This window comes from Mesorhizobium temperatum (assembly GCF_002284575.1).
Taxonomy (GTDB): Bacteria; Pseudomonadota; Alphaproteobacteria; order Rhizobiales; family Rhizobiaceae; genus Mesorhizobium; species Mesorhizobium temperatum.
The window spans coordinates 29,254-53,947 of record NZ_NPKJ01000058.1; the positions used below are offsets into that span (position 1 = coordinate 29,254).

At 62.1% G+C, this 24,694-nt stretch carries 23 protein-coding genes; 13 read left to right on the plus strand and 10 right to left on the minus strand.

Annotated features, from left to right (window positions below; translation table 11 throughout):
• Nucleotides 1–322: 322 nt before the first annotated feature.
• The 8 genes from CIT26_RS20895 (at nt 323) to CIT26_RS20930 (ending at nt 8,610) form a co-directional block, all read left to right on the plus strand.
• Nucleotides 323–2,590 carry an Ig-like domain-containing protein gene (locus tag CIT26_RS20895; RefSeq protein ID WP_095494331.1) on the plus strand — a complete coding sequence of 756 codons (2,268 nt, stop codon included), beginning with the start codon at nt 323–325 and terminating at the stop codon, nt 2,588–2,590.
• Entirely contained in the window at nt 2,587–3,990 is a 1,404-nt protein-coding gene (locus tag CIT26_RS20900; protein ID WP_095494332.1) for a calcium-binding protein, read from the plus strand. The genes CIT26_RS20895 and CIT26_RS20900 overlap by 4 nt, the downstream gene beginning before the upstream one ends.
• 60 nt (nt 3,991–4,050) lie before the next feature.
• Nucleotides 4,051–4,422, plus strand: a complete 372-nt coding sequence (locus CIT26_RS20905) for a hypothetical protein (RefSeq protein ID WP_095494333.1) — start codon at nt 4,051–4,053, stop codon at nt 4,420–4,422.
• A 36-nt stretch (nt 4,423–4,458) separates the two neighbouring features.
• Complete coding sequence (locus CIT26_RS20910; RefSeq protein ID WP_143747882.1) at nt 4,459–4,740, plus strand: hypothetical protein; 282 nt, start codon at nt 4,459–4,461, stop codon at nt 4,738–4,740.
• Nucleotides 4,741–4,826: 86 nt separating this feature from the next.
• The gene (locus CIT26_RS20915) at nt 4,827–6,023 is read left to right on the plus strand and encodes an ABC transporter substrate-binding protein (RefSeq protein ID WP_095494335.1); all 1,197 of its coding nucleotides are present in this window, start codon (nt 4,827–4,829) and stop codon (nt 6,021–6,023) included.
• Between the two features lie 57 nt (nt 6,024–6,080).
• Nucleotides 6,081–6,761, plus strand: coding sequence for a thermonuclease family protein (locus CIT26_RS20920; protein WP_245319506.1), 681 nt, complete (start codon nt 6,081–6,083; stop codon nt 6,759–6,761).
• A 365-nt stretch (nt 6,762–7,126) separates the two neighbouring features.
• On the plus strand, nt 7,127–7,873 hold the full coding sequence (locus tag CIT26_RS20925; protein WP_245319507.1) for a GGDEF domain-containing protein: 747 nt from the start codon (nt 7,127–7,129) through the stop codon (nt 7,871–7,873).
• Between the two features lie 506 nt (nt 7,874–8,379).
• Nucleotides 8,380–8,610 (plus strand): hypothetical protein, encoded by a 231-nt coding sequence (locus tag CIT26_RS20930; protein ID WP_095494338.1) that lies wholly within the window; start codon nt 8,380–8,382, stop codon nt 8,608–8,610.
• A 303-nt stretch (nt 8,611–8,913) separates the two neighbouring features.
• Here CIT26_RS20930 and CIT26_RS20935 read toward each other — a convergent pair whose 3' ends face one another.
• The 8 genes from CIT26_RS20935 to CIT26_RS20970 all read right to left on the minus strand — a co-directional run bounded on the left by CIT26_RS20935 (nt 8,914) and on the right by CIT26_RS20970 (nt 17,185).
• Nucleotides 8,914–9,972, minus strand: a complete 1,059-nt coding sequence (locus CIT26_RS20935; protein ID WP_095494339.1) for an ABC transporter ATP-binding protein — start codon at nt 9,970–9,972, stop codon at nt 8,914–8,916.
• Nucleotides 9,973–10,017: 45 nt separating this feature from the next.
• A complete protein-coding gene (locus CIT26_RS20940; RefSeq protein WP_095494340.1) occupies nt 10,018–10,839 on the minus strand; it encodes a carbohydrate ABC transporter permease in 822 nt (273 codons plus the stop codon).
• Nucleotides 10,840–11,841, minus strand: coding sequence for a carbohydrate ABC transporter permease (locus tag CIT26_RS20945; RefSeq protein ID WP_245319508.1), 1,002 nt, complete (start codon nt 11,839–11,841; stop codon nt 10,840–10,842).
• Nucleotides 11,841–13,178 carry an ABC transporter substrate-binding protein gene (locus CIT26_RS20950; protein WP_095494341.1) on the minus strand — a complete coding sequence of 446 codons (1,338 nt, stop codon included), beginning with the start codon at nt 13,176–13,178 and terminating at the stop codon, nt 11,841–11,843. The genes CIT26_RS20945 and CIT26_RS20950 overlap by 1 nt, the downstream gene beginning before the upstream one ends.
• Before the next feature lie 62 nt (nt 13,179–13,240).
• Nucleotides 13,241–13,900: a GntR family transcriptional regulator gene (locus CIT26_RS20955; RefSeq protein WP_095494342.1), complete on the minus strand. Its 660-nt coding sequence runs from the start codon at nt 13,898–13,900 to the stop codon at nt 13,241–13,243.
• Nucleotides 13,901–13,923: 23 nt separating this feature from the next.
• On the minus strand, nt 13,924–14,808 hold the full coding sequence (locus CIT26_RS20960; RefSeq protein ID WP_095494343.1) for a dihydrodipicolinate synthase family protein: 885 nt from the start codon (nt 14,806–14,808) through the stop codon (nt 13,924–13,926).
• 149 nt (nt 14,809–14,957) lie between these two features.
• Complete coding sequence (locus CIT26_RS20965) at nt 14,958–16,244, minus strand: D-tagatose-bisphosphate aldolase, class II, non-catalytic subunit (protein WP_095494344.1); 1,287 nt, start codon at nt 16,242–16,244, stop codon at nt 14,958–14,960.
• Nucleotides 16,241–17,185 carry a sugar kinase gene (locus CIT26_RS20970; protein ID WP_095494345.1) on the minus strand — a complete coding sequence of 315 codons (945 nt, stop codon included), beginning with the start codon at nt 17,183–17,185 and terminating at the stop codon, nt 16,241–16,243. Before CIT26_RS20970 ends, CIT26_RS20965 begins: the two co-directional genes overlap by 4 nt.
• Nucleotides 17,186–17,428: 243 nt before the next feature.
• Here CIT26_RS20970 and CIT26_RS20975 point away from each other — a divergent pair, with 243 nt between their 5' ends.
• On the plus strand, nt 17,429–18,451 hold the full coding sequence (locus CIT26_RS20975) for a LacI family DNA-binding transcriptional regulator (protein ID WP_167391492.1): 1,023 nt from the start codon (nt 17,429–17,431) through the stop codon (nt 18,449–18,451).
• Here CIT26_RS20975 and CIT26_RS20980 read toward each other — a convergent pair.
• Nucleotides 18,439–19,413 (minus strand): alpha/beta hydrolase, encoded by a 975-nt coding sequence (locus CIT26_RS20980; RefSeq protein WP_095494409.1) that lies wholly within the window; start codon nt 19,411–19,413, stop codon nt 18,439–18,441. The two genes, CIT26_RS20975 and CIT26_RS20980, sit on opposite strands and share 13 nt — an antisense overlap.
• A gap of 19 nt (nt 19,414–19,432) precedes the next feature.
• A complete protein-coding gene (locus tag CIT26_RS20985) occupies nt 19,433–20,581 on the minus strand; it encodes a Gfo/Idh/MocA family protein (RefSeq protein ID WP_095494347.1) in 1,149 nt (382 codons plus the stop codon).
• A gap of 165 nt (nt 20,582–20,746) precedes the next feature.
• On the opposite strand from CIT26_RS20985, the gene CIT26_RS20990 reads away from it, so the two are divergent.
• Genes CIT26_RS20990 through CIT26_RS21005 form a run of 4 tightly spaced genes read left to right on the plus strand, consistent with a single transcriptional unit; the run spans nt 20,747 to nt 24,688 of the window.
• Complete coding sequence (locus CIT26_RS20990) at nt 20,747–22,093, plus strand: ABC transporter substrate-binding protein (protein WP_095494348.1); 1,347 nt, start codon at nt 20,747–20,749, stop codon at nt 22,091–22,093.
• A gap of 3 nt (nt 22,094–22,096) precedes the next feature.
• Nucleotides 22,097–23,029 (plus strand): carbohydrate ABC transporter permease, encoded by a 933-nt coding sequence (locus tag CIT26_RS20995; protein ID WP_095494349.1) that lies wholly within the window; start codon nt 22,097–22,099, stop codon nt 23,027–23,029.
• Nucleotides 23,026–23,862, plus strand: coding sequence for a carbohydrate ABC transporter permease (locus CIT26_RS21000; RefSeq protein WP_095494350.1), 837 nt, complete (start codon nt 23,026–23,028; stop codon nt 23,860–23,862). Before CIT26_RS20995 ends, CIT26_RS21000 begins: the two co-directional genes overlap by 4 nt.
• Nucleotides 23,863–23,866: 4 nt before the next feature.
• Nucleotides 23,867–24,688: a sugar phosphate isomerase/epimerase family protein gene (locus CIT26_RS21005; RefSeq protein WP_095494351.1), complete on the plus strand. Its 822-nt coding sequence runs from the start codon at nt 23,867–23,869 to the stop codon at nt 24,686–24,688.
• Nucleotides 24,689–24,694 lie beyond the last annotated feature (6 nt).

The following is a 24,694-nucleotide window of genomic DNA, read 5'->3' on the forward strand; positions in this document are numbered from 1 at the left end:
AACGCCCACCTTTGACTGTGGACGCTACCAATCTTGTCTCAAATTATTGGAAAGGAAGGTGGATAACTTTGTCGCAAAGGGCTACGTCTATTTTGTATAAAATTTTATATATATTTATACTTATTTTTCCGCATCGTTGTCGTAAGGATTGCCAGTAAATTGGCCTGCGGCGGCAACATATATTGGGTTATATAAATGTGGTTTACCATGCGTAAAAAATAGTGGCAGATGCATATTAGGATATATGGAATAGATTACCAGACTGTTGCAAAGCCGAGGTGACCGCTGTCTCTTCCAGAGAAATACCGGAGGGGTTTCAGCTATGGCGACCATTACCGAATTGGACAGTGTTTCAGGTCCCTCGGACGAACATTCTGCTTCCAATGAACACAGCGGCCTGGCATCGGTGGCAGGAATCCAGGTCGCGCAAGCAGCCTCGACCGGGCAACCGGCAGCAGCCGAGCCGGTGCCGGCGGATGTGGGCAACGGCGCACCAGTGCAAACGGAAGCGCCGGCAGCGGCCAATGCACCAGCGGCTGCGGCGCCGCATGAATATGTGGCCGACGCCAGCAACACCGTGAGATTTCCGGCCAACGTCGCCATCGACAATATCCGAGTCGATGGCCGCCACCTTCTGCTCGAACAGCCAGACGGCTCGGTGGTCGTCATCAAGGACGGTGCCCTGAACGTGCCGACCTTTATTCTCGGCGACGTTGAGGTGCCGCGCGTCGCCTTGCTGGCGGCGCTTGAAGCAAGCCATGTCGACATTGCGTTCGGCGCCGACGGCTCGATCTCGGCGGGGCCGGGAAACGGGACGCCGGGCAGCGCCGGCGGAAACTTCGCGGTTCCAGTCGGCGGGATCGGCAATGGATTCGATCTGTCAGCGTTGCTGCCGCCGACGGCCTTGCAGTTTGGCCGTTTGGAGCCGCGGGAACTGACGATTGGCGTCAGGGAGAAAGACTCTATCCCTTCGATTGATCCTGTAGCCTCGGCCACGGTCTATGAGGCTGGCCTGCCGGCACGCAACGGCGAGTCACAAGGCTCGAATGAGCCTGCGGCCTCGGAGACGACCTCTGGCACGATCGGCTTCACCTCGCCGGACGGCGTGTCGGAAGTCTCGCTGGGCGGCCACGTGCTGACCGGTGTGCCCCAGACCTTCACCGACGCGACCGGCTCGCTGACGGCGAGCTATGTCTATGATCCCGCGACCGGCCTCGGCACGATCAGCTATTCCTATACGCTCATCGACAACACCTCCGGCGACGCCACCAGCGTAAACCTCCCGGTCGCGGTGACGGACGCCGACGGCGATCCGGCAGCGCCAGGCAACCTGGCCATCAACATCGTCGACGACGCGCCGACGGCGATTGCCGACACGGACAGCATCGCGGCGGGTCAGTTCGGCCCCGCGACGGGTAATGTGCTTACTGGCGGGACAGACGGCCTTGACGTCAACGTGACTGACGGGGCGGCCGACACGCAGGGCGCCGATGGTGCGACGGTGGTCGGGGTCACGAGCGGCACGACGAATTCCGATCTGGACGACGCTGGTACGCTTGGCGTGCAGATCCAGGGGACTTACGGAAAGCTGACGCTGAACGCGGACGGCACCTACAGCTATGCGCGCGATGCCGGCACGCCCGGCGGCGTCGACGACGTGTTCACCTACACCATCAAGGATGGCGACGGCGACCTGTCGCACACGACACTGACAATCTCGATCGGCGATGCACCGCCGGTGATCAGCGACCTGACGCCCGAGGCCCGTGGCGGCGACGTGACGGTGAATGAAGAGGCATTGAATGTCGGGACGCCGGGCGGGCCTGGGTCGAACCCGTCAAGCACGGCCGAGACCGGTACGGGCACCTTCACCATCTCCTCGCCCGACGGCATTGCCTCGCTGACGATCGGTGGTCAGGCCTTCATCACCAACGGCGTGTTCACGGCGGGCTCGTTCACGACGCCGGAGGGCAACACGCTGGCTGTGACGGCCTACGATGCCGCGACAGGTCAGGTGAGCTACACCTACACGCTCCTCGACAATGAGGCACATCCCACCGCCCTCGGTGAGAACAGCCTGTTCGAGAACTTTGCAGTGGTGCTGACCGACCAGGACGGGCAGAGCGCCAACGATACGCTCACCATCGACGTCGTCGACGACGTGCCGACGGCGAACGCCAACACCAACAGCGTGGCCGAGGGCGCCGTCGCCACCGGCAACGTGCTGAGCGACGGCACCGACGACGTGTTCGGCGCCGACGGTGCGGCCGCCGGTGGCGGCGTTGTCGGCGTGGCCGCCGGCAGCAACACCGCCAGCCCGGTGAGCGGCGGGCTGGGCGGCGCCGGCATTGCCGGCACCTACGGCACGCTGACGCTGAACGCCAACGGCACCTACAGCTATGACGGCTTTGCCAACGCCGTGCCGGCCGGCGGCGCCACCGACACGTTCGTCTACACCATCATGGACGGCGACGGCGACCTGTCGACGACGACGCTGACCATCACCCTGTCGGACAGCGNGTCAACAATGCCCCGGTTGCCGCAAACACCCAGAACTGGATGTCGAGCGATCCGGCACAGCAAACTTTGAGCACGCCGAGCTATCCCGACGGATATCCCTTGCTGGTGACCATCCCGACCGATGCGGATGGCGATAACCTCATCGTCACCGCGACGGGGACGATCCCCACAGGCACGTTCTATTTCGATGGCGTCACCTACATCGCCCTGACGGCCGGCACTGTGCTCTACGATCCGGCCGGCGGCATCAACCTGCTGGACGACCTGGTCTACAGGCCGACCGCAACGGTAACCGACACCGTCAACGTCAATCTATCGCTGGACGTCTTCGACGGCACCGCCCACGTCACTCAGACTGTCGGCATCCACGAAGTCCCGCCGACCAGCTTGCCCAGCGATACCGCACAGGTGGGTAATGGCAACAGCCCGCTCACGTCCGGAAATGACCAGACCCAGAATCTGAGCCTGTCCCAAGCCACGGTAAGCGCCATAACGGCAGATCCTCATGGCTCGACAATAGTAGTCTACACCGACTTCCAGGAGTCGCCCTTCGTAACTCCGATCCCGCTAGGGGAACGCAATCCAGGTGTCTTCGGAGACGGCAGTGCGGGATCGCATCGCGAGCAGGAAGTTCAAGTCGAGATCAGGATCGGAGCGAACCGTTTTGCAGTTATTGAAGACGATTTGACTGGCGGAACATTCGAGCAGAGTTGGACCTACGACCCGGCCACCGGCCTGATGAAGGCGACCGTCGACTATGACCATATCTTCCTTCTCGACGGCGCCGGGGTCGCAACGACGACGACGCTTGCGGACTATCTGATCGCAAATCCACCGGCCGCCGGCGACACATGGACAGTTTCCTATTTCGACAATGATGGCGGCAACTACCAGGCCCGCGCAGTCAGATTCGAATTCTTCTCCCATGATCCAGGCGATCCCGGAATAACGGTGAATGGCGATGCCACCTTGGCCGACCAGATCTATGGCACATCCGGTATCGACCACCTCAATGGCAATGGCGGCAATGACGTCATCATAGGCAGGGGAGGCAATGATTTCCTCAGCGGCGGCGGTGGCAGCGATCTTATCAGCGGTGGCGACGGCAACGATCTCCTCGTTGGAGGTTTCGGCCAAGACACAATGACTGGAGGAAACGGTGCTGATACGTTCAAACTCGACCAACTGGACATCAAGGATCTCATCTCCGACTACAGCGGCGCCGGCGGCCAGGGCGACGTGATCGACCTGACGTCGTTGTTCGACACAGCCCCCGGGGGGGCCAATATCGGCGAGTTCGTGAACTACGATGCGGGAACCGGCACGCTAAGCGTCGATGCCGACGGTACGGCCAACGGCACCAATTTCGTGGATGTGGCCACGCTAACCAACGTGCCGGTGTCCAGCACGATCACGCTGCTTTATGACGACGGGATAACCCAGCATACGACCACGGCCAATGCGGTTTAGATGAATAGTGCACGGGCTAGGTGCCATGCTATACATTCGAATGGTAGAGGGGAATTCATCATGAAAAAGTCTGCAAGACTTCTGGCTGCCGGTGCAACACTGTTCCTGGCTGTTGGATCGACGGGGTATGCCGCCGACATCATCGAAGGTCCGTCGGTCGATTATTGTCGCGTCGTCGGCACGTCCAACCTGGTGCAGACCGACAACATCGTCGATCTCAAGAACCAGGTAGTGCAACTGATGGACGAGTCTGTCGCCGTCGCCAACAGCTCGGAATGGATCCATTCGTCACGGCCTGTCTTCGTCTGGGCCTCCGAGGCCAAGGTCGCCTGCGGCAAGGCTTACGGCTATTTGAAGACAAATTATCGCGACGACGACTACCTCAATAAATGCGAGTGTTTCCACGACCGCATGGTCGAGTACATGAACTGACCAAAACGGCGGCGACGCGCCGGCTGGCTGACAATGATGGCCGACCGAACACTGCTGCGGGCGATCGCCGGAACGATCGCCTTGGTCGGTTTTGACCTGCTTGCCATGCATGCCGGCGCGGGTGCGTCGGAACAATCCACTAAAATACAAAATGCTTTGCCCGAACGGTTGCGGCCGACGCGCTGCGATGCCACCCAGGAATGGACGAGAGAAACGCTGAAGGCATTTGCGACCTGCCAGTCGTCGATCTACGGCCTGGAGCCGCGGCTGGCACACGCCGTGATCAGGACGCTCAGAGCCCGGCTTTTTGCAGGCTAAAGAACCACAAGACGGCGCAACTCAGCCGTGACATGACTGGAAGATCAGACCGGGAAGTGACCCGGCGGCACGTAGGGTGGAAAATCATGGAAGCTGGCCGACAGGTCCTCTGGCTGCGGACGAGGGCAATCGCCTTTGCGCTCGCCGTGACATTGTCAGGTTGCCAGTCGAAAGGCAGCGTTTCCGAAGCGCTCGATCCGGCTGCAATCGCCGCACCCGGAGTGCAGAATGACGCCGCAGTTGCGGGCCGAGCCCAGGCGACGCAATCGATCGGCAGTGGTTCGACGAAGATCACGATGCTGCTGCCCTTGTCCGCCCCTGGAGCCACGGGGGAAACCGGCAGGAAGATGCTCGATGCCGCAAAACTCGCAATGGCGGATCTTGACAACGGATTGCTCACACTGACGGTCGAGGACACGCAGGGCGACAGTGCACACGCCAGCGAATTGTCGATAAAGGCGATCACGACGGGGGCGAAAGTCGTCATCGGTCCGACCGAACTGCCGGCGGCGCAGCGTATTGCCAAATTGTCGGGACCGAAACGGCCGCCGGTGTTGGCACTTGCCAACAATTTCGCAGGCGGTCCAGGCGTTTATGCCGTGCGCCTCAGCGAGGCAGACAGCGCGGCGGCGGGCGCCGCAGGCATCGCGGCGAAAGGCAGCAAGAAGTTCGTATTGCTTGTCGCAGGCTCGAATGGCAGTGCCGTTGAAAAGCGGGTCGCGAACAGCCTAAGCATCTATGGCGCAACGCTGGCGGTCACTATCCCGTACTCGGCAGGCGACGGCGGCACCAAAGCGGTCACCGACATGAACTCACTCGTGGATGCTCCGGACGCCGTCATTGTCGCCAGCGGAGACGACAGCCCGCTGCAAATCCTTGCCGCCCTGAAATCGAAGGGTATCCCGGGAAGAACAATCGCTGTGGTGGGAACAAACCGCTGGCTGGAACGCCCCATCGAACCGCTGTTTGAAGGGGCCTATATCGCCACGCTCGATCCGCGCGAAACCGGACCAATCGCCGACCGCTTCAAGACGACCTATAACTATCAGCCCGACGTCAATGTCGCCTACGCCTATGATATGGTTGCCCTGACTGCTGGGATCGCCAGCGCGGTTGGACCCGATGGCTTCAGCAAACAGGTACTCGAAAATCCGAGCGGGTTTCGCGGATCCACAGGTCTATTCCGGTTTCGCGCCGACGGATCCAGCCAGCGATCGATGCCGTTCTATCGAGTTGAAAAGGGTGCGCTCAAATTGGTTGCCAAATCGACGTCGGGTTTTTGACCCGGCGGGAACCCGTAGGGCCTTCTCGACCTGATGGGCAGGCCGAGCCGCATCCGCTTGGCTGTAGCGCTCGCAGGCCTGGAGCTTCTGGCCGGGCTCCTCCTGATCATTCAGGGCGGGGCTTTGCTTTCGGTCGACCGGCCTGTTCCTGCGCCGTCTCATGATATTCGCAGCAAACAGCTAACCCGACCGGGCGCAACCGTTCTCGACGCTCAACGGCGAGTGCCGGCACGCAAGATTGTTCAGGACCTCATCGCTCCGCCACAACTTGATTCTTCGGAAATCGAACGGATCGAGCCCCGTCCGCCACTCAGCGAACTCGGTCTCGCCGTGCCCCCGAAAACGCCGATGCCGCAAGATTGGGGGGAGGTCCTGCTCTACGCTCCGATTGCGAGTTCGTCCGCGATCTTCGAATCGATGGGACGGACGGTGGTCATCAGCGGGGTCCAAAGCATTGACATGGACAAGACCTGTTCCTTTGTTGACGTCGTCTGGCCTTGCGGCCAACGCGCGCGCGCAGCCTTCAACTCTTGGTTGCGCGGACGCGCACTGAATTGTCTCGTGCCACCGGAAGTTGATCGTTTCGCTATCGCCGCCCCATGCAGGCTCGGCAGGCAGGATGTCGGTGCGTGGCTGGTTTCCAATGGCTGGGCCCTGTCATTGCCGAGCGGGATCTACGGCAAGGCGGAGGTGACAGCTATGGATACGGAGATGGGTATATTCGGCCCGCCTCGATAGTCAGCTCGCCGTAGAGCCCTCAGGGACCGTACTTGCCGAAGCTGGAGCATGATACCGAAAGTGGAATCCGGTTTTCGGGAAAAGATCATGCTCAAACAAAAAAATAGAGCCCCATCCAAATTTTATCGGGGCAGGCTCTAGAGCAGCATGCTGATACAGGCGGTTGCCTGCGCTGCTGGTTGTTCAGCCTGCGCCGACACTTAGTTTGTTAACTTTTGTCTTCCACCTTTCTCGCGGGCAACTCCAGCTTCATCTGTGGGTCAGCCAGAGCTCATTCAGTCCGATCGATCAAATTGTATTGGCTTTTGAGACCGAATTTGTAACTTGCCGGCCTTATGCCAGCCTATCTGACAGGAGATCGGTTAGTGACAAAATCGATGGCGAACAGCTCTGCCCAGGCGTGGAAGAGTATCGCATGGCTGACGCTTCTGGGGACCGCCGGGAGTTTGGGCTTTTCGCTAGCCCTCAACTATCTGCTCCTGTTCGCCGATGGGCTCACGCCGTTCGGACGCGGCGTTGTCACGGCAACGCTCGTCCCCCTCGCCATTGGGCTACCACTTTTCCTGTTGATCGGCTGGGGTCGGGTTGAGATCCGCCGCTATCGGCAAGAGTTAAACAAGTCAGCGACCTACGATGGCCTGACGGGCTGCTTGAACGGAGCGGCTTTTACTTCGATCATCGAACGGAGAGTAAAGAAGCCGTCTGCGCGTGGCTCTCGTTCGGGCGCCTTCCTGGTCATCCATCCCGAACACCTTCGATCCATCAACCTGCGATTTGGTATTGAATGGGGCGACGAGGCCTTGCGGCTCATAGCCTCGACCATAAAGTCATCAGTGCGCGAGGAGGATCTGATCGGCCGCATAGGGACATCCATCTTTGGGGTATTTCTACCTGGTGCCACCGAAGAAGACGCCAAGGAGGTCGGTGAGCGTATCCGGGCGCGCGTTGCGCAAGTCTATTTCGCGCCAAAAGGGGCGGAGGATGTCCTGAGCATAGGCGTCGGAGGGGTAGTCTTCGAGAATGAACTCGCGTTTGACGACATGTTCCGGTCCGCCGAGCAGCTGCTATCCAGAAATGGAACCGACTTCGAACTGTCTCGTCTGCCCAGTTGACGATCAAAGAGGGGCTAGGACGCTAATCGGAGTTTTGGTCTATGGATCTCCTCTAACCAGATATCTGCACCTGCTTTGGGCCGCGGCCGATTGGAAGGTTAGGTCATCCGCCGGGATGATGGGAGGCTGACCGACCCAGACCGTGCTGCCGTCCTGGCTTGGCCAATCGGCTTCCCCGCTTGCAGGACGGCAACTTGCTCCGCCTGCGGTGTGAACCGCCTGCAGGACAGGGCAAGGCGAACGACGATGAGGATACACCCGATCGCCCCAGGCGGAGCCATCCGCGAGAATCGCCTCCACCAGCTTTTACACCCTTCGTTGGCAGCCGACAGACCGCCGGAATTAAACAACTTTAAACTGAAGGTTGCATGTCGCAGCCGCTACCCGACATGGTACTTGCGCAACCTCTAAAATAATGGGATGTTGGTTCGGGGTATCGAGTACCGAGTATTGGATTGGGAGAGCCTCTCGGCTGTTGTCAGCTCCGGGACGCTTTGAAAAGACTGATGAATGTTTCTCAGGTCCTGGTGGGGATACTCACTACGTCGTGCCTTGTGTCGATCTCGATTTATTGGGCAACGGGTTCAATCGGCTGGGCGATCATTAGCCCGATAGTTTTGCAGGTCGGGTATTTTGTCTACATGCTCTGGACGGTCTACGGCGCAGAAGCCGCAGAAGCTGATGCGGAACCCGAGAGCGTTGGCCCGCTCGACCGTAAAGATGGTATCTGGCTCTAGCGCATGACCGACGAACCGAAGGTCGGCGTCACCGAAAATCGGAGTTTCTTCCAGGGCCCAAGGCCGGGTCATGCGGCAGCTCAAAGTGCCGCAGCGCCGTTGCGTGCAGGAGGATAGGCGAGTGGTTAGCGGCTTCGGAGTTGCAGGCCATTGAACTGTGATGCCCCGCTGGCATGCTGTAAGAGCGGTAGCTGTCTTGAGGCTCTACCGCCGCAGTGCTCAATGACGTTGTCGGGATCACCATAGTTTCAAAGTGTTAGTGAACCTCCGCCGTGAGCGAACCCGCCGCGCAGGCCACGCCAATCACATACGCCGGCCGGTTTTCGCGTCGAACAGGTGTGCGCAAGCGCGATCGACCTCGATCCGTATCTGCGCGCCCTGCTTGAGCGGCAGCCGCTCGCGGAACAGGCAGGCAATTTCCTCGCCGGCGCAGTCGACCTTTGCGAAGATTTCCGAACCCGTGGCTTCCAGAAGCGTGACCGTGCCCGGCATGCCCTGGGCAGTTGCGCGGATGTGCTCGGGACGGATGCCGTAGACAAGTTCGCGTCCTGCAGCGTCGGTCGGGCGGGCGCCTTCCGGCAGCGGCAGGATCAGCCCGCCGGCGCTGCGGAACACGCCTTCCTCGATGCGGCCGGCAATGAAGTTCATGGCGGGCGAGCCGATAAAGCCGGCAACGAAGAGATTGGCCGGCTGGTCGTAGAGGTCGAGCGGCGCGCCGATCTGCTCGACCAGGCCGTCATGCAGCACGACGATCTTGTCGGCCATCGTCATCGCTTCGATCTGATCATGCGTGACGTAGATGGTTGTTGTGCCGAGCCGCTGGTGCAGCGCCTTGATCTCGCCGCGCATCTGGACGCGCAGCTTGGCGTCGAGATTGGAAAGCGGCTCGTCGAACAGGAAGACCTGCGGGTCGCGCACGATGGCGCGGCCCATGGCGACGCGCTGGCGCTGGCCGCCGGAGAGCTGACGCGGATAGCGCTCAAGCAGCTTTTCAAGGCCGAGGATGCTGGCGGCATTCCTGACGCGGCCGGCGGTATCGGAAGGATCGGCTTTCTTGATCTTGAGCGCAAAGCCCATATTGTCGGCCACCGTCATATGCGGATAGAGCGCATAGTTCTGGAACACCATGGCGATGTTGCGGTCCCGCGCCCGCAGATTGTTGACCATGCGTTCGCCAATGGCGATCTTCCCGCCGGAGATCGTTTCAAGTCCGGCGATCATGCGCAGCAGCGTCGACTTTCCGCATCCCGACGGGCCGACCAGGATGACGAACTCGCCGTCGGCGATGTCGACGCTGACGTCGTGAATGATCTTGGTGGCTCCGAAAGCCTTCTGCACGTTGTTGATGGTTACCGATGCCATTGGATTTCTCCGGGGAAAAGAGTGATGTCGAGCTGGAATGCGGCTTCAGCCGCCCTTGACCGCGCCGGCGGTCAGCCCGGCGACGATCTGCTTTTGCGCGAACATGGTCAGGACCAGCACCGGCAGCGTCACCACCAGTGCGGCGGCGGCGAGCGGCCCCCAGCTCACCTGCTCATAGGAAAGCATGTTGTAGACGGCGACCGGCAATGTGCGCGTCTCACGGCTGGCGAGCACCACGCCGAAGACGAAATTGTTCCACGAAAAGATGACCGACAGGATGAAGGCGACAACGATGCCCGGCTTGGCGATGGGCAGGGCAACCAGCCGGAACACCTGCCAGGAGCTGGCGCCGTCGATGTTGGCCGCCTCTTCCAGCTCCATCGGCGTGGTCTCGAAATAGCCGATCATCACCCAGACCACGATCGGCACCGTCACCACCAGATGGATGATGATCTGCGGCCAGAGCGTGCCGAGGATCCCGATCCATTGGAACAGCAGAAACAGCGGGATGAGATAGGACAGCCCGGGCGTCATGCGGGCGATCATGATGACGACCGCCGATTTTTCGGCCTTGAGCCGCGCTATGCCATATCCGGCTGGTACGCCGATCAGCAGCGCCAGCAGTGTCGCCGTGCCGGTCACCAGAACCGAATTCCAGAGATAGAGCAGGAAATTGTTCTCCTCGAACACCTTCACATAGTTCGACCAGGCGAAACGTTCGGGGATCAGGATCGGCGGATAGGCGCCGTTGTCGATCTCGAATTTCAGCGACAGCGAGATCATCCAGAGAAAGAACAGGATCGCCGGCGAGACGATGACCAGAGCCGCGAAAAACAGGCCGATCTGGTTGACCAGACGTGAGCTCATCTATTTGCCCTCCGCATCGTTCCACTGCGAGCGCTGGCGCAGCATCAGGAGAATGAAGGACAGCGCCACGATGACGATGAAGAACACCACGGCCATGGCCGAGCCATAGCCGATGTCGTAGTAGGAGAAGGCGGTGTTGTAGAGATAGATGTTGATGGTTTCCGACGCCGTGCCCGGTCCGCCCTGGGTCATCGCATAGATGATGTCGAAGCTCTTCAGCGCATCGATGGTGCGGATGATCAACGCAATCATCAGGAACGGCGCGATCATCGGCAGGGTGAGGTAGCGGAATTGCTGCCAGGCATTGGCACCGTCGATCTCGGCGCTCTCGAACGGCTCGCGCGGTACCGAGGCCAGCCCGCCCAGCACGATCAGCATCACCAGCGGCGTCCACTGCCAGGTCTCGACCGCGACCAGCGAAGGGATGACCGTGTTGGCGTTGAATATCCATTCCTGCGCCGGGATGCCGACCAGCGATAGAAGGTAATTGAGCACGCCGAGCTGGGGATGGAACATCATGGTCCAGACCAGCGCCACGGCAACTGGCGTTGCCATCATCGGCATAACGAAGACGCCGCGCAGCAGGCCGCGCAGCGGAAACCTGGCGTCGAAGATCAGGGCGGCGACAGTGCCCAAGAACATCGGCGCTGCCACCGAGAGGGAGGTGTAGGTCAACGTATGAACAAGGGATTCCCAGAATCGCGGGTCGCTGGCCAGACGGAGATAGTTTTCCATCCCGGCAAAGCTCCGCGACTGGCCGAGCGTCCAGCGGTTGACGCTCATCCAGAGCGTGAAAGCCCAGGGAAAGACGATCACGGCGCTAACGACGACGAGCGCCGGAACGACGAAGGGCCAGTAGTTGGGAGCCAGTCGGACCGACTGGCTCTCCTCGATGGCTTGCGTCGTCGCGCCGCTGCGTTTCGTCGTCACCTCGGTGCGATCCGTCGTCACCTCGGTGCGACCTGTCGTCACCCCGGTGCGTTCAGGGGCGATGGTCGACATCAGCCCTGCTCGCTCCTGTCGAGAACCGGCTGGAACTGCGCGGTGGCCTTCTTCAGTTCTTCGGCAGGATCGGCACCGGCAATCATGTTGGTCAACGCCACGCCGTAGATGTCGCGGAACTCGGTGACCGGGATGATCACCGGCAGCGCCAGCCTGCTGATATTGCCGGACTGAACCACGGCATCGAGCCAGCTTGCCGGCATGGTGACGCCTTCGCGCACCTTGGGATCTTCCAGCACCGACTTGCGGAAGGGCACGCCGGCGCCGGCCTGGAGCAGGCGCGCGCCCATGGCCGGGGAAACCGCCCACTGACAGAAGAGATAGGCAGCTTCCTTCTTTTCGCTGGAGGCGGTCACGCCGAGGCCGTCGCCAAACGTCCCGGAGGCATGCGCCTTGGGCCCCTTGGGCATGACGCCATAGCCGACCTTGCCGACCACGCGCGACTTTTCGGGATTTTCCATCGGCGGGGCAAAACCGACGCCATCGAACCACATGCCGATCTTGCCTTGCAGGAAGGCGGACTGCGCTTCAGCCCAATTGAAGCCGGTGACACCCGGAGGAGCGGACTTGGTCATCAGCCTCTGGTAGAGGGCAGCGGCCTCGATCGCCTCGGGCGTTTCGGTGCGCAGCTTGCCCTTGTCGTCGAGCGGCGTCATGTCGTAGCCGAGCATCAGCGACGTCCACACCGGCGTGTTGGCATTCTTGAGGCCGCGGGCGACGAAACCGAAAGTGTTGGTCGATGGATCGGTCAGCGCTTCGGCGGCGGCCACCAGCTGGTCGAACGATTCAGGGTATTTGAGGCCCTTGGCCTCGAACAGCTCCTTGTTCCAGTAGACGATCCAGTAGTCCACCGAGAAGGGCAGCGAACGCAGCACGCCCTGGTTGTCCTTGGCGAACAGCATGCCGGCCTCGGCGAAATCGCTTTCGACCAGGCCGGGATCGGTCAGGGTCGGATCGGCGAGATAGCCGGCGATGTCGGCGAGCCAGCCACCCTTTTCGAACTGGCGCTTCTGCACGTGATAGCTCAAATGCACGACATCGAAGCTCGGCTTGCCGGAGCTCAGCTCGATCACCGTCTTCTGCCGCTGCTGTTGTTCCGGCGTCGCCTCGGCATTGACCTTGATGCCGGTCAGCTCCTCGAATTCGGCGATATATTTCAGGATGGTGTCGCTGCGCGGGCTTTTAACCAGATTGACGTCGAGCGTGGTGCCGGCAAAGCGCTTCCAGTCGACGCTGGCGGAAAAACTCGGGCGAAGGCCCGCCAGGCCCGCGGCGGCGAGCGCCGTGGTTCCTGCAAGGACTTGCCTTCTCGTTGGCTTAAACGGATTGGACGACATTTCTTCCTCCCTGGGTTGCTGTCGTTGTGGATAGTGTCGCGGCAGCCGCGAACCATACGTCCTCAGATCTGGAGCGCCAACCGGCGCGCGTTGTCGATATGCCGGCTGATCGCCTCGACCGCCTTTTGCGGGTCGCGGCTCTCGAGCGCTTCGATCACCGTCAGGTGCTCCTGCATTACCGGCACGACGCGCCCGTCGATACGGAAACGCTCCTGGTGGATTAGCCTGATCTTTACCGAATTGACCAGATACGCCTTGGCGATGATCTCGTTGCCCAGCGCATCGATGAAGGTGTCGTGCATGGCCCAATCGATGTTCTGGGCCTTGGCTTCCATTTCCGGCGTCGGCGCCTGCGACAGCGCTTGAGCCAGCATGTCCTCATGCTCGTGCCGCAGGCGGGCGAGCTCGGCGTCGGAGGCGTTGACGGTGAACAGCGCCACCGCTTCGCGCTCCATGAACAGGCGAAACTGAAAGGCCTCGCGGATCAGGTTGATGTCGATATGGGCGATCTGCATGCCGCGCTGCGGGATGGTCGTCAAAAGCCCCTCGGCCTCGAGACGCGGCACGATCTCGCGGATGGCGCCAAGCGGCAGCCCGGTAAAGGCAACCAGTTCACGCTGCGACACGAACTGTCCCGGTCGCAGATCGCGGGCCAGCAAATGCCGCGTGAAACTGGCATAAGCTCTTTCCCTGAGGGTTGCCGGTTCGCTGCTGTCGTCCATTTCAGCGCGCTTCCCTTTGCCGGTCAGGCCGGCTCTGTCGCAAACAGCCTGTCATAAGCGGCAGCAAGCTGTTGCCGCCCCTGCGAAGCGATCGGCTCCAGCGGCGGACGGACAGCCAGCCAGCGCTCATCGCCGGTCTTGCGCGCCACCATGACCTTCACCGCCGGGGTGACCGGATATTTGAGCAATTCGAGCACGAAGCTCTCGACACGGGCATCGTCGCGCCCATCCTCGGCCATGGCACGGATTTCACTGGTGACGAAATTGGCCATGCCGGAAATGGCGCCCTGCCCGCCCTGGCGCACACTTCTGGCCAGGTGCCGCTCGTCGCCGATCAGGATCACCAGGTCGCCATGGGCTCTTAGCAGCGCCTCGCTGTAACTCCAGTCGCCACCCGAATCCTTGACGCCTGCGACCACGCCGGGGAAGGCCGCACGCAGCCGACCGATCAGGGCAAGCGGGAGCGGCACCATGGTGACAGAAGGGATGTTGTAGAGGAGGACGCCACGGGCCAGTGGGCCGAGCGCAGCGAAGACGGCGGAAAACCATCCGAACAACCCGTCCTCGCTGACATTCTTGAAGTAGCTCGGTGGAGCCAGCAGGATGTTGCGAACGCCGCACTGCAAGGCATGCCGCGCCTGTTCGGCAGCGTCTTCGGCCGCATCGACCAGCACGCTGGCGACGAGCTGATGTGCCGGAATGCCGGCGGCCAGCATGGCCTCGGTGACGATCCGCCGCTCTCCCGTGCCCACCGAGGCGCCTTCCCCGGTGGTGCCGAAGAGCGTTGCGCTGCTGCAGCCGGCGCCAAGGCAAGCCCGGGCCTGCGTGATCATGGGAGAGATGGCGATTTGCCCGGAAGCCTCGAAAGGCGTGGTGAGGGCTACCGAAAGACCAAAGCGCGAGGCCACTGCTATTCTCTCCAGATATCAATGTGCAGCAGTCCTATCACGCTAACATGTTAGTTGTAAATTGCGGCGGCGCCCTTTTCGAAACGACGTCGACAGCGGGCTCTATGAGGCGGATTTGGGCGGCTGCCGTCTTTCCGGCGGCGCGATCCCTACTGTCCCGTCGCGTCCGCGTAGATATCGAGGACACGGGTGATGCTGCCGATCAGAAGGTCGTGCGCGAGAGGCTTGACCCGGCCTGCCGCAACCTCGGCGTCGAGCTGCCCCAGATACTGGCTGATCAGAGGCCGGGGGATATCCTTCTCGCTCAGGACGTCCAGCAGCGCCTGCATTGCGCGCTGCGCCTCCGGCGTCGGCCAGTAATAGCGGATGCGGTCGCTGAACGAGAAATGCCGCTGCACGCGCTGCTCTTCCGGAGTACCCGGATAGTATTTCTGCCAATTTTCCGGAGACGCCAGCATGATGCGTTCCATCGCGGCAGGTAGGCTTTCGCGCGAAGGGTCCGGCGCGAACATATCGGCTATATGGCTGAGCCCATACAGCGCTTCGCGAAGCGCGAAGGTCAGCCAGGGGCCGACCTTGAGGATGGCAAAACCGTCGCGAACGAGAGCGTTAAGCGCTTCGGCCGGCTGGTAGTCAGTCGAATGCGCTTCAAAAACGACTTTTGGCATGCGGTCGAGCACGGCTGCGAGTTCGGTCGCCTTGGCCTGCGCATAGGGCACGATTTCGGTGTTGCCGAACTCGACGCCCGGCTGGACGACGACGCCTATCGCTCGGGCAAAAGCGGCCTCGAGGCCGGCGCGGGAAAACGCTCGGGCGTGTACCTCTACCGTTCGCAAGGCATCGTCAGGCGCCGTCACATTCAGGTGGTCGAGCGCCTCCAGTGCACCGCCCGGCACCGGCACTTCGGTGCCGATGACGTAGACGGGCTTCTCGCTGCCGGCGCGCTCGACCGCCGCCTCGGCGATTGCAGCAAGTTCGGCCGCGCGTGCGGCGATGATCTCATCGGCAAGCACGGCTGGATCATCGGCGCAGGCCATGCTCGTATCCAGATGCATCTTGGTGAAGCCGGCGCTCGCATAGGCATCGATCATCGCCCCCGCCTTCTTCATCGCGGCGGCCGCAGCCATGTGCTTCCACGGATTGGGTCCGAGATGATCGCCGCCAAGGATCAGGCGATCGACTGGGAAACCCGCTTTCAGCGCATGCGCCTCGACGAAGCTGCGGAAGCCGGCGGGCCTCATCCCGGTGTAGCCGCCCTCGTGGTTGACTTGGTTGCAGGTGGCCTCGATCAGCACATCCGCGTGCCGCGCGACGCCGTGGCGCAGGGCAGCCTCGATGACCAGCGGATGCGCCGAGCAGACCGAGGCGATGCCGCTTCTCTCGCCTGCGGCGCGCCTGGCCGCAATGTTCGCAAACCTTCGCGTCGCGTCACTCACTGCGTGTTCCCCGTGACGATGAATGCCTCGACCGCTTCAAGCGGGAAAATGCCTTCCATCGGCCCCTTGCGGGTGACGGCAAGCGCACCGCAGGCATTGGCGATCCGCAGGGCTTCGGCAGGAGCCGCCCCGCGCAGCCAGAACGAGACGAAGGCAGCACCGAAACAATCGCCCGCGCCGGTCGGATCGACCTCGTCGACGGCAAAGCCGGACGAGGCGACCGCACCGTGATGATCATGATAGACGGCGCCGGCGGCGCCTTTCTTCAGGACGATGCAGGACAGGCCACGGGCCAGCAATTCGTCGACCGCGCCCTTCTCGTCCTTCGCCGATGAAAACAGGAAGAGCTCCTCGCCGCTCGGCAGGAAGATGTCGGCTCGCGCCAGCACATGATCGAGCGCCGCGCGCACGCCGGACGCCTGCATGATCTCCCGGCGGATGTTCGGATCGAAGGACACCGTTCCACCTTTGGCCTTGACAGTCTCGATCGCCGATAGCGTCACCGCAACGGCGCGGTCGGAAAACAGCGACGAACCCATGACATGGACGTGATCGGCGCTAGCGAGCAAGTTTGTTGCCGCCCCGTCGGTCTCGATCAGGCCGGAGGCGCTGTTGCGGATGTTGAAGACGAAATGCCGGCTGGCGTCGGCCCGGTAGGTGACGAAGGCCGTGCCCGTTGCATGGCCCTTGTGTACCGCGATCGCCGACACGTCGGCGCCCAGTGCCCGCAACCGCTCTATATTCAGCCTGCCGAAATCGTCGTCGCCCACGGCGCCGATGAGACCGGCCGGCTGGCCGAGCGCCGCCGCCTGGCCGATGAAGATGGCAGGCGCTCCGGACGGGTAGGGTCCAAGCAGCGGACCAGGCTCGAGAAAGCTCTGGCCGATCCGCTCGGCCATGATCTCGACCAGAATCTCGCCGGCACTGACCAGCTTCCTCATCTCGCGGAATCCCTCCCGGCGTTTCGCCCCGGCCTCGCTTCTGATGACCGCGCGAGCACTTTCCGGGTGACATGAATTTCGAATTCGCCCACGGAGGTGAATACGGCTTGTGCTTTTTCGCGTCAATTAATAAATTGACGCATGGAAACTACCGAAATTGTCTGTAAAGTTTCGCCTTGCAGTTGCGCGCTGGCGCACCGTATGTAGAGACCGGGCAGCGCTCGTAGCAGCGCGAGGGCTTTGATGTCGATGACACACAAGACGATGGAGGATTTTGCTCGCTCTTGCGGCGTCTCCAGGCCGACACTGTCGAAATATTTCGACGATCCGACCAGCGTCAAGCCGGCGACACGTCAGCGGATCGAGGTGGCGCTGCGCTCGTCCGACTACCAGCCAAATCTCTTTGCGCGAAACCTGAACCGCAAGCGGACCCGCAGCATCGGCATCGTGGTGCCGACGGTCGCCGATCCCTTCTATTCCGAGATGGTCAGCCGAATCGAACTCAGGCTGCGCGACGAAGGCTACTGGCCGATCGTGATCTCCTCGCACGGCTCGCGCGAGCTCGAAGTGGAAGCAGCGCGAACCATTCTTTCGCTGAAAGTCTCCGGCGCGCTGATTGCGCCGCTCGGCCTGCGCTCAGACCACCGCACGCTGGAGAAGCTGACACAGACCATACCGATCGTCTATTTCGACACTTACCTCGAGGGCGACACGCCATTCGTCGGCAACAACAACAGCCAGAGCGTCTCGACGATCGTCGATTATCTCTGCCGTTCCGGTGACGCCCCGGTCTATTTCGACATCCCGCACGTCAACCACAATTCGCGCGAACGCCTGAACAGCTATGTCGGCGCCATGCAGCGGCTTGGGCATGAGCCGGTGCTCATCGGCAACACCTATGACTACACCTGGGATTTCGAACGGATCGGCTACGAGCAGATGGAAGCGATGCTCGCCCGTGGCGGTCTGCCGGGCAAGACCATTCTGTGCGCCAACGATCGTCTCGCCTTCGGCGTGATGGCTGCCGCCTACTCGCAAGGCCGCAAGGTCGGCCGCAAGGGCGATTGCGACCTGCGGGTCGCAGCCCATGACGACCATCCGCTGAGCCGCTACACCTGCCCTGCCCTCACCACCATGGCGCAGGACTTCGCTTCCATGGCGGGACGCAGCGTCGAGACGCTGCTGGCCTTGCTGGACGAGGACGACGCGGCAGTTGCCCCCAAGGTCAGTCTCGACGCGACGCTGGTCATGCGTCAGTCGGCCTGAGCGTTTCCAAAGACAGGATCGAAGCCGCGCCATGCGGCAACCGCCGCGCTGACCGCTTGCCGCGCCGCCGGACCATGACGGCCCATCGAGACGAAGCCGTGGATCTGGCCGGGCCAACGCCGCAGGACGACCGGCACACCGTCATCTTCCAGACGCTTGGCATAAGCCTCGCCTTCATCGGCGAGGATGTCGTGACCGGCGATTGCGACAAAAGCCGGCGCTGCGCCGGCAAGGCTCTCGGCGTTGAGTGGCGACACGCGCCAATCGTCGATATCGCCGGCATCGCGGATGTAGTGGTCGCGGAACCAGGCCATGGTCGCCGATGTCAGGCCATAGTCCTCGGCAAAACGGCGGTAGCTGTCTGCCGCCTGCGAGGCGTCCGTGTTCGGATAGAACAGGAGTTGCGCCGTCGGCGGGTTCTTGTCGCCGCGCGCAAGCAGGCAAAGCACGGTAGCGAGATTGCCGCCAGCACTGTCGCCGGCCACAGCGAGCCGCTCTGCATCGATGCCGAGATCGCCCGCGCCGTCCTGCATGAAGGAAAGTGCGGCACGGCAATCTTCGATCGCCGCCGGAAATTTGTGCTCCGGCGCCAACCGGTAGTCGGGAGAGACGACGACGCAGGCCGCCATATTGGCAAACCACCTGCAGATCTCGTCATGCGACTCGAGATTGCCGATCACCCAGCCGCCGCCGTGCAGATAGAGCAGCGCCGGGGCAGCGGCCCCGCTCACGCCCTGTCCGCGATAGATCCTGAGCGTCAGCGGGCCGCCGGGTCCGGTGATGGTGCGCTCGGTCAGCGAAGCGACAGGGTCACGCTCACCTTGCAATGCCGGAAAGCCCTCCTCATAGGCGCGGCGCGCCTCTTCGGGCGTGCCGCTTTCGAACGGCGGGGCTGCCGCTTCCCGGTCGAGGTCGAGCACATGCCGGGCCTCCGGATCGAGCAAGGGCGAAAGCGACGTCATCATCGTAAGCCCTCCGATGTCAGGCAAGCAGGCTGGCCGCTTCGTCCTCCTGGAGGAGCGGCGGCTGATCGACGGTTGCGTAGACGGCGACGGACTCGCGGCTCTCTCCCGAAGCGAGGATCGCCTCCATGATCTCGAGCACATGCAGCGCAAGTTCGCCGGACGCCCGCGGCTTTCTTCCGGTTGTCAGCGCGCGCGAAAGATCGGCGACGCCGAGCATGCGATAGTTGGCGCGGTCCGGCGCGGCGTAGGGCCAGTTGCACGCGCCATAGAGTTCGCTCTCACTGTGGAAGTCGGCCCAGTCGGCCCCACGTTCCGACAGCGAGACGGTGCCGCCGAACGTGTCCGGATCGGGCAGCCTGAGCGAGCCTTCCGTCCCATGCAGCTCGATCGGGTGGTTGGAGTGCCTGAAGACAGCCCACGAGGCGCCGAAGGTGACGGTGGCGCCTGAGCTGAACTCCAGCAGCGACAGGATGTTGGTCGGTGTGCCGACCTTGAAGCTGGTGTTCCGGTAGGGGCCTTCGGCGATGATCAGCCGCTCCTCCTGGCCCCGCGTCGCCATCGCCATCACGCGGGCCACCGGCCCGAGCAAATTGACCAGCATCGTCAGGTAGTACGGACCCATGTCGAAGACCGGTCCGCCGCCGGGCTGATAGTAGAATTGCGGATTGGGATGCCAGTGCTCCATGCCGCGCCCCATCATGAAGGCGGTGCCGGTCACGGCACGGCCGATCGCGCCGTCGTCCATCAGGCGGCGTGCCCACCGTCCGGCGGCGCCGAGGAAGGTGTCCGGGGCTGAGCCCAGCAGCAGCCCGCGCTCCGCCGCCTCGGCGACAAGGCGGCGACCGTCACTGGCCGAGGTCGCCAGCGGCTTTTCGGTGAAGACGTGCTTTCCCGCCGACAGCGCCGAAAGCGAAATGTCGAAATGCGCCGCGGGGATGGTCAGGTTGAGGACGAGATCGATCTCGGGATCGGCCAGAAGCTTATCGACGCTGAGAGCCCGAATACCGTATTCGCTGGCACGCAGCGCCGCCATATCTGGCGATATGTCGGCGCAGGCGCGCAGCTCCACCTCGCCGAACAGAGCCGCATTGCGCAAATAGGTCATCGAGATGTTGCCGCACCCGACAACGCCGATGCCGAGCTTAGCTGCTGATTTTCCTGGCATTTTCTATTCCACCTCCCGACGTCGCAACGCTTTGACTGACCCCTTGCACCAGCAAGGGACCACATTCGAAAGCCGCTTTACAGCTTTTAAATGTTGACGCGCGTAAAATTTTTATGGAACATGCGGAAATGCTGGTTGGGAGGCTGCCAGCGCAAGGAGGAGAAAATGACTGACATCAAAAAAGGGCCGGTCTCCGGCTCGAAGCCTGCGGCGCATGTGACGATCGCCGACCGCCGGCAGTTTCTCATCGGCAGCGCCGGCCTGCTGGGTGCGGCGGCACTTGGCCTTAGCACCGGGCTGGGCGTTCGGCGGGCGCGCGCACAGTCGCGCGCCGAAATCAGCTTTGCCAGCGCCGCCTTCTTCGGCAAGGAGACTTTCGGCGACCTGATCAAGGCCTTCAACGAATCGCAGGACCGCGTTCTGGTCAAGAACATCGAGCTGCCGCCGCCGAGCTCATCGACGGAAGTCTACCAGAGCCTCGTCCAGCAGCTCGCCCGGCGCACCGGCACGCCTGATGTCTTCAGCCAGGACGTGATCTGGATCGCCGGCTTTGCCGCCGCCGGCTGGGCGCTGCCGCTTGACGAATACTTTCCGGCGGACAAGCGCAGCGCCTACTTCTCCGGAACCCTCAACGCCTGTACCTATGACGGCAAGCTGACTGCCCTGCCCTGGTTCATGGATTCGGGCATGTTCTATTACCGCAAGGATGTGCTGGAAAAGCATGGCGGCAAGGTGCCGGAAAACTGGGCCGACATGGCGACCATCGCGGCCGCCGCGCAGAAGGCCGGCGATGTCGATTTCGGCTATCTCTGGCAAGGCAAGCAGGCCGAGGTTCTGGTCTGCGACGCAGTCGAGATCATCACTTCCAACAATGGTGCGATCCTGGCGCCCGACGGCAAGTCGTCGCTGATCAACCAGAAGGCGGCGGTGGACGCGATCCAGTTCCTGCACGACACCATCAACGGGACCAAGATCAGCCCGCAGGACGTCCTGTCCTGGGACGAGGAGCCGTCGCGCCAGCCCTTCACCTCAGGCAAGGCGATGTTCATGCGCAACTGGTCCTATGTCTATCCGATTGCCCAGGACGCCAAGGCTTCCCAGATAGTCGACAAGGTCGGCGTCGCGCCGCTGCCGTCTTTCCCCGGCGGCAAGAGCTCGGCCTGTCTCGGCGGCTACCAGCTCGGCGTCAACGCCAACTCCAAGCAGCGCGAAGCCGCGATCGAGTTGCTCACCTGGCTGTCGTCGACCGAAACCCAGCATCGCATCGCCTTGAACTTCGGCCTTGCGCCAACACGCCCGGCGCTGTTCCAGGACGAGAAGATCAAGGCCGAACAGCCGTTCATGGCGAGCCTCGAGAAGGTGTTCACCGGCGCCACCGCCCGACCGATCACGCCCGAATATGCAAAGGTGACGCTGGCCTTGCAGTCCGGCATCTCCAAGGCGCTGGTCTCAGGCAATGTCCAGGCCGAGATGGACGCGCTGGCGGCGCAAATCGACCAGATCGTCGGCTGAACCATGACCGCGGCGGCCACTGTTCCTGGCATTGGCTGGCCGCGGCGGTTTGGCAAGGCACTTCCAGTCTCATTGTGGGCCTTCCTCCTGCTGACGCCGGCCTTCGTGTCGCTGGCGTCGGTTTCCTTCTACCCGATCATCAACGGGCTGTATCTCTCGCTCACCAACACCTCGCTGATCACGCAGGAGAACGAGTTCTCGGGCTTCTCCAACTATGTGCAGCTATGGGGCGACGCCCAATTCTGGAATGCCTGGTGGCACACAATGTGGTTCACTACGGCATCGACGATACTTGAGACCGTCATCGGGCTCGGCATGGCGCTCATCCTGTGCGAGGCCTTCAAGGGCCGCGGTCTGGTTCGCGCCGCCATGCTGGTGCCCTGGGCGATGCCCACCGTCGTCACCTCCAAGATGTTCGGCTGGCTGTTCGACGGCCAGAACGGCATCATCAACTATATCCTGCTGCATGCCGGGCTGATCGACCAGAACGTCAACTGGTACGGCTCGCCCGACACGGCAATGACGACCATCATCATCGCCGATGTCTGGAAGACCACGCCGTTCATGGCGCTGTTGCTTTTGACCGGGCTGCAGACTGTGCCCAATTCGCTGATCGAAGCGGCGCGCATGGATGGCGCAAAAGGCTGGATCACCTTCTGGTACATCCGCCTGCCGCTACTCATGCCGACCTTGCTGATCGCCGGTCTGTTTCGCGCGCTCGACGCGTTCCGCGTCTTCGACCTCGTCTATGTGCTGACCGGAGGCGGTCCGGCCGATTCGACCGAGACGCTGTCGACACTGTCCTACAAGGTGCTCTTCTCGACGCTGCAATTCGGCTATGGCTCCGCCGTTTCGACGGCAATGTTCGTCACCGAAGGCATCATCGCACTGGTATTCTGCCTCTACCTCATCAGGCAAATCAGGAGGGCGCAATGAACGACACGCGTTCGCCGCTGCAGACCATTGTCATTTACCTTGGCGCACTGCTCATCCTTGTCTGGTCGGGTGGCCCGTTCATCTGGCAGTTCTCGACGTCGTTTCAGCTCGACAAGGCGCTGACGTCAGGCTCGCCGTCGCTGATCCCCGCGCCTTTCACGCTTGAGCACTACTACAATGCCTTCGTCGAGAAAGAACTGCACCGTTATGTCTGGAATTCGCTGGTGGTGTCGCTGGCCACGACATTCCTGTGCCTCTCCGTCGGGTCGCTGGCCGCCTTCGCGCTGTCGCGGCTCAACGTCAGGGGCCGCTTCGGCATCCTGATGGTCATCCTTTCGGTGTCGATGTTTCCACAGATCGCGCTGGTCGGGCCGCTTTATCTGGTGGCGAGCAATCTCGGCTTGCTCGATACCTACACGGCGCTGATCATAACCTACCTCGCACTCGGGTTGCCGCTCGTCACCTGGGTGCTGTTCGGCTATTTCGAGACGCTGCCGCGCGAGATCGACGAGGCGGCGCGCATGGACGGCGTCAGCGTTCCCGGCCTGCTCTGGCATATCATCCTGCCGATGTCGCTGCCGAGCCTGGTGACCACAGGCCTGCTTGCCTTCATCACCGCTTGGAACGAGTTCCTGTTCGCGCTCGCCTTCACCTCCAACATCGATCGCCAGACAATCCCCGTCGGCATCGCCAACTTCACCAATCTCTATTACGTGCCCTGGGGCGACATCGCCGCAGCTTCGGCCGTCGTCACCGTCCCTTTGATCGTGCTGGTGCTGTTCTTCCAGCGGCACATCATCGAAGGGCTGACGCAGGGCGGCATCAAGGAATGAAAGGATGAACGTGAAAGACCTGAAAGTCGGTTGCCAGACCTTTACCTGGGAAATGCTCGGAGACCGTTTTACCGGTGGTCCCGACGATCTGCTTAAGGCGATCGCCGATGGCGGTTATGACGGCATCGAGATCACCGACACGATGATCGGCCGCTATGCCGACAGGCCTGTGGAATTCGCTGCCGCGCTGAAGTCGTCCGGCCTTGCCCTCGTCTCCTTAGCTTTCGGCTCGAAGAGCGGCTTCACGCTGAAGGAGAAGATCGGCGCCGACCTGGAAACCGCGCAGCGCTGGATCGATTTCGCCGCTGCATTCCCCGGCGCCCTCGTCTCCATTGGTTCGGCCACCGTCGTGTCCGACGGCCCGCGTGACGACAAGTTTGCCATCGCTGCGGAGTTCTACAACAAGGCCGGCGAATTCGGACGCAAGGCCGGCGTCGATATCGCCGTCCATCCCAGTTCCCACCACAACACGCTGCTGTTCGACCGTGCCGACTATGACCGGATTTTCGAACTGATCGATCCGTCGCTCGTCGGCTGGGTGCCCGACACCGGCCACATCCTGCGCGGCCATGGAGACATGATCGACACGCTCACCACATACCGGGACCGCATCCGCTACATCCACCTGAAGGACGTCGATGCCAGCGGCACATGGGCCATGCTCGGCAAGGGCGTCTGCGACACCCAAGCTGTGATCGATATCGCCAGCGCCGCGCCACATTTCAACGGCTGGCTGGTGTTGGAAGAAGAATCCGAGACCGCCGCCGCCGATCCGGCCGCCGCGGTCAAGACCAACCGCCAGACCATGCGCGACTACGGCGCGTGAGGAAGA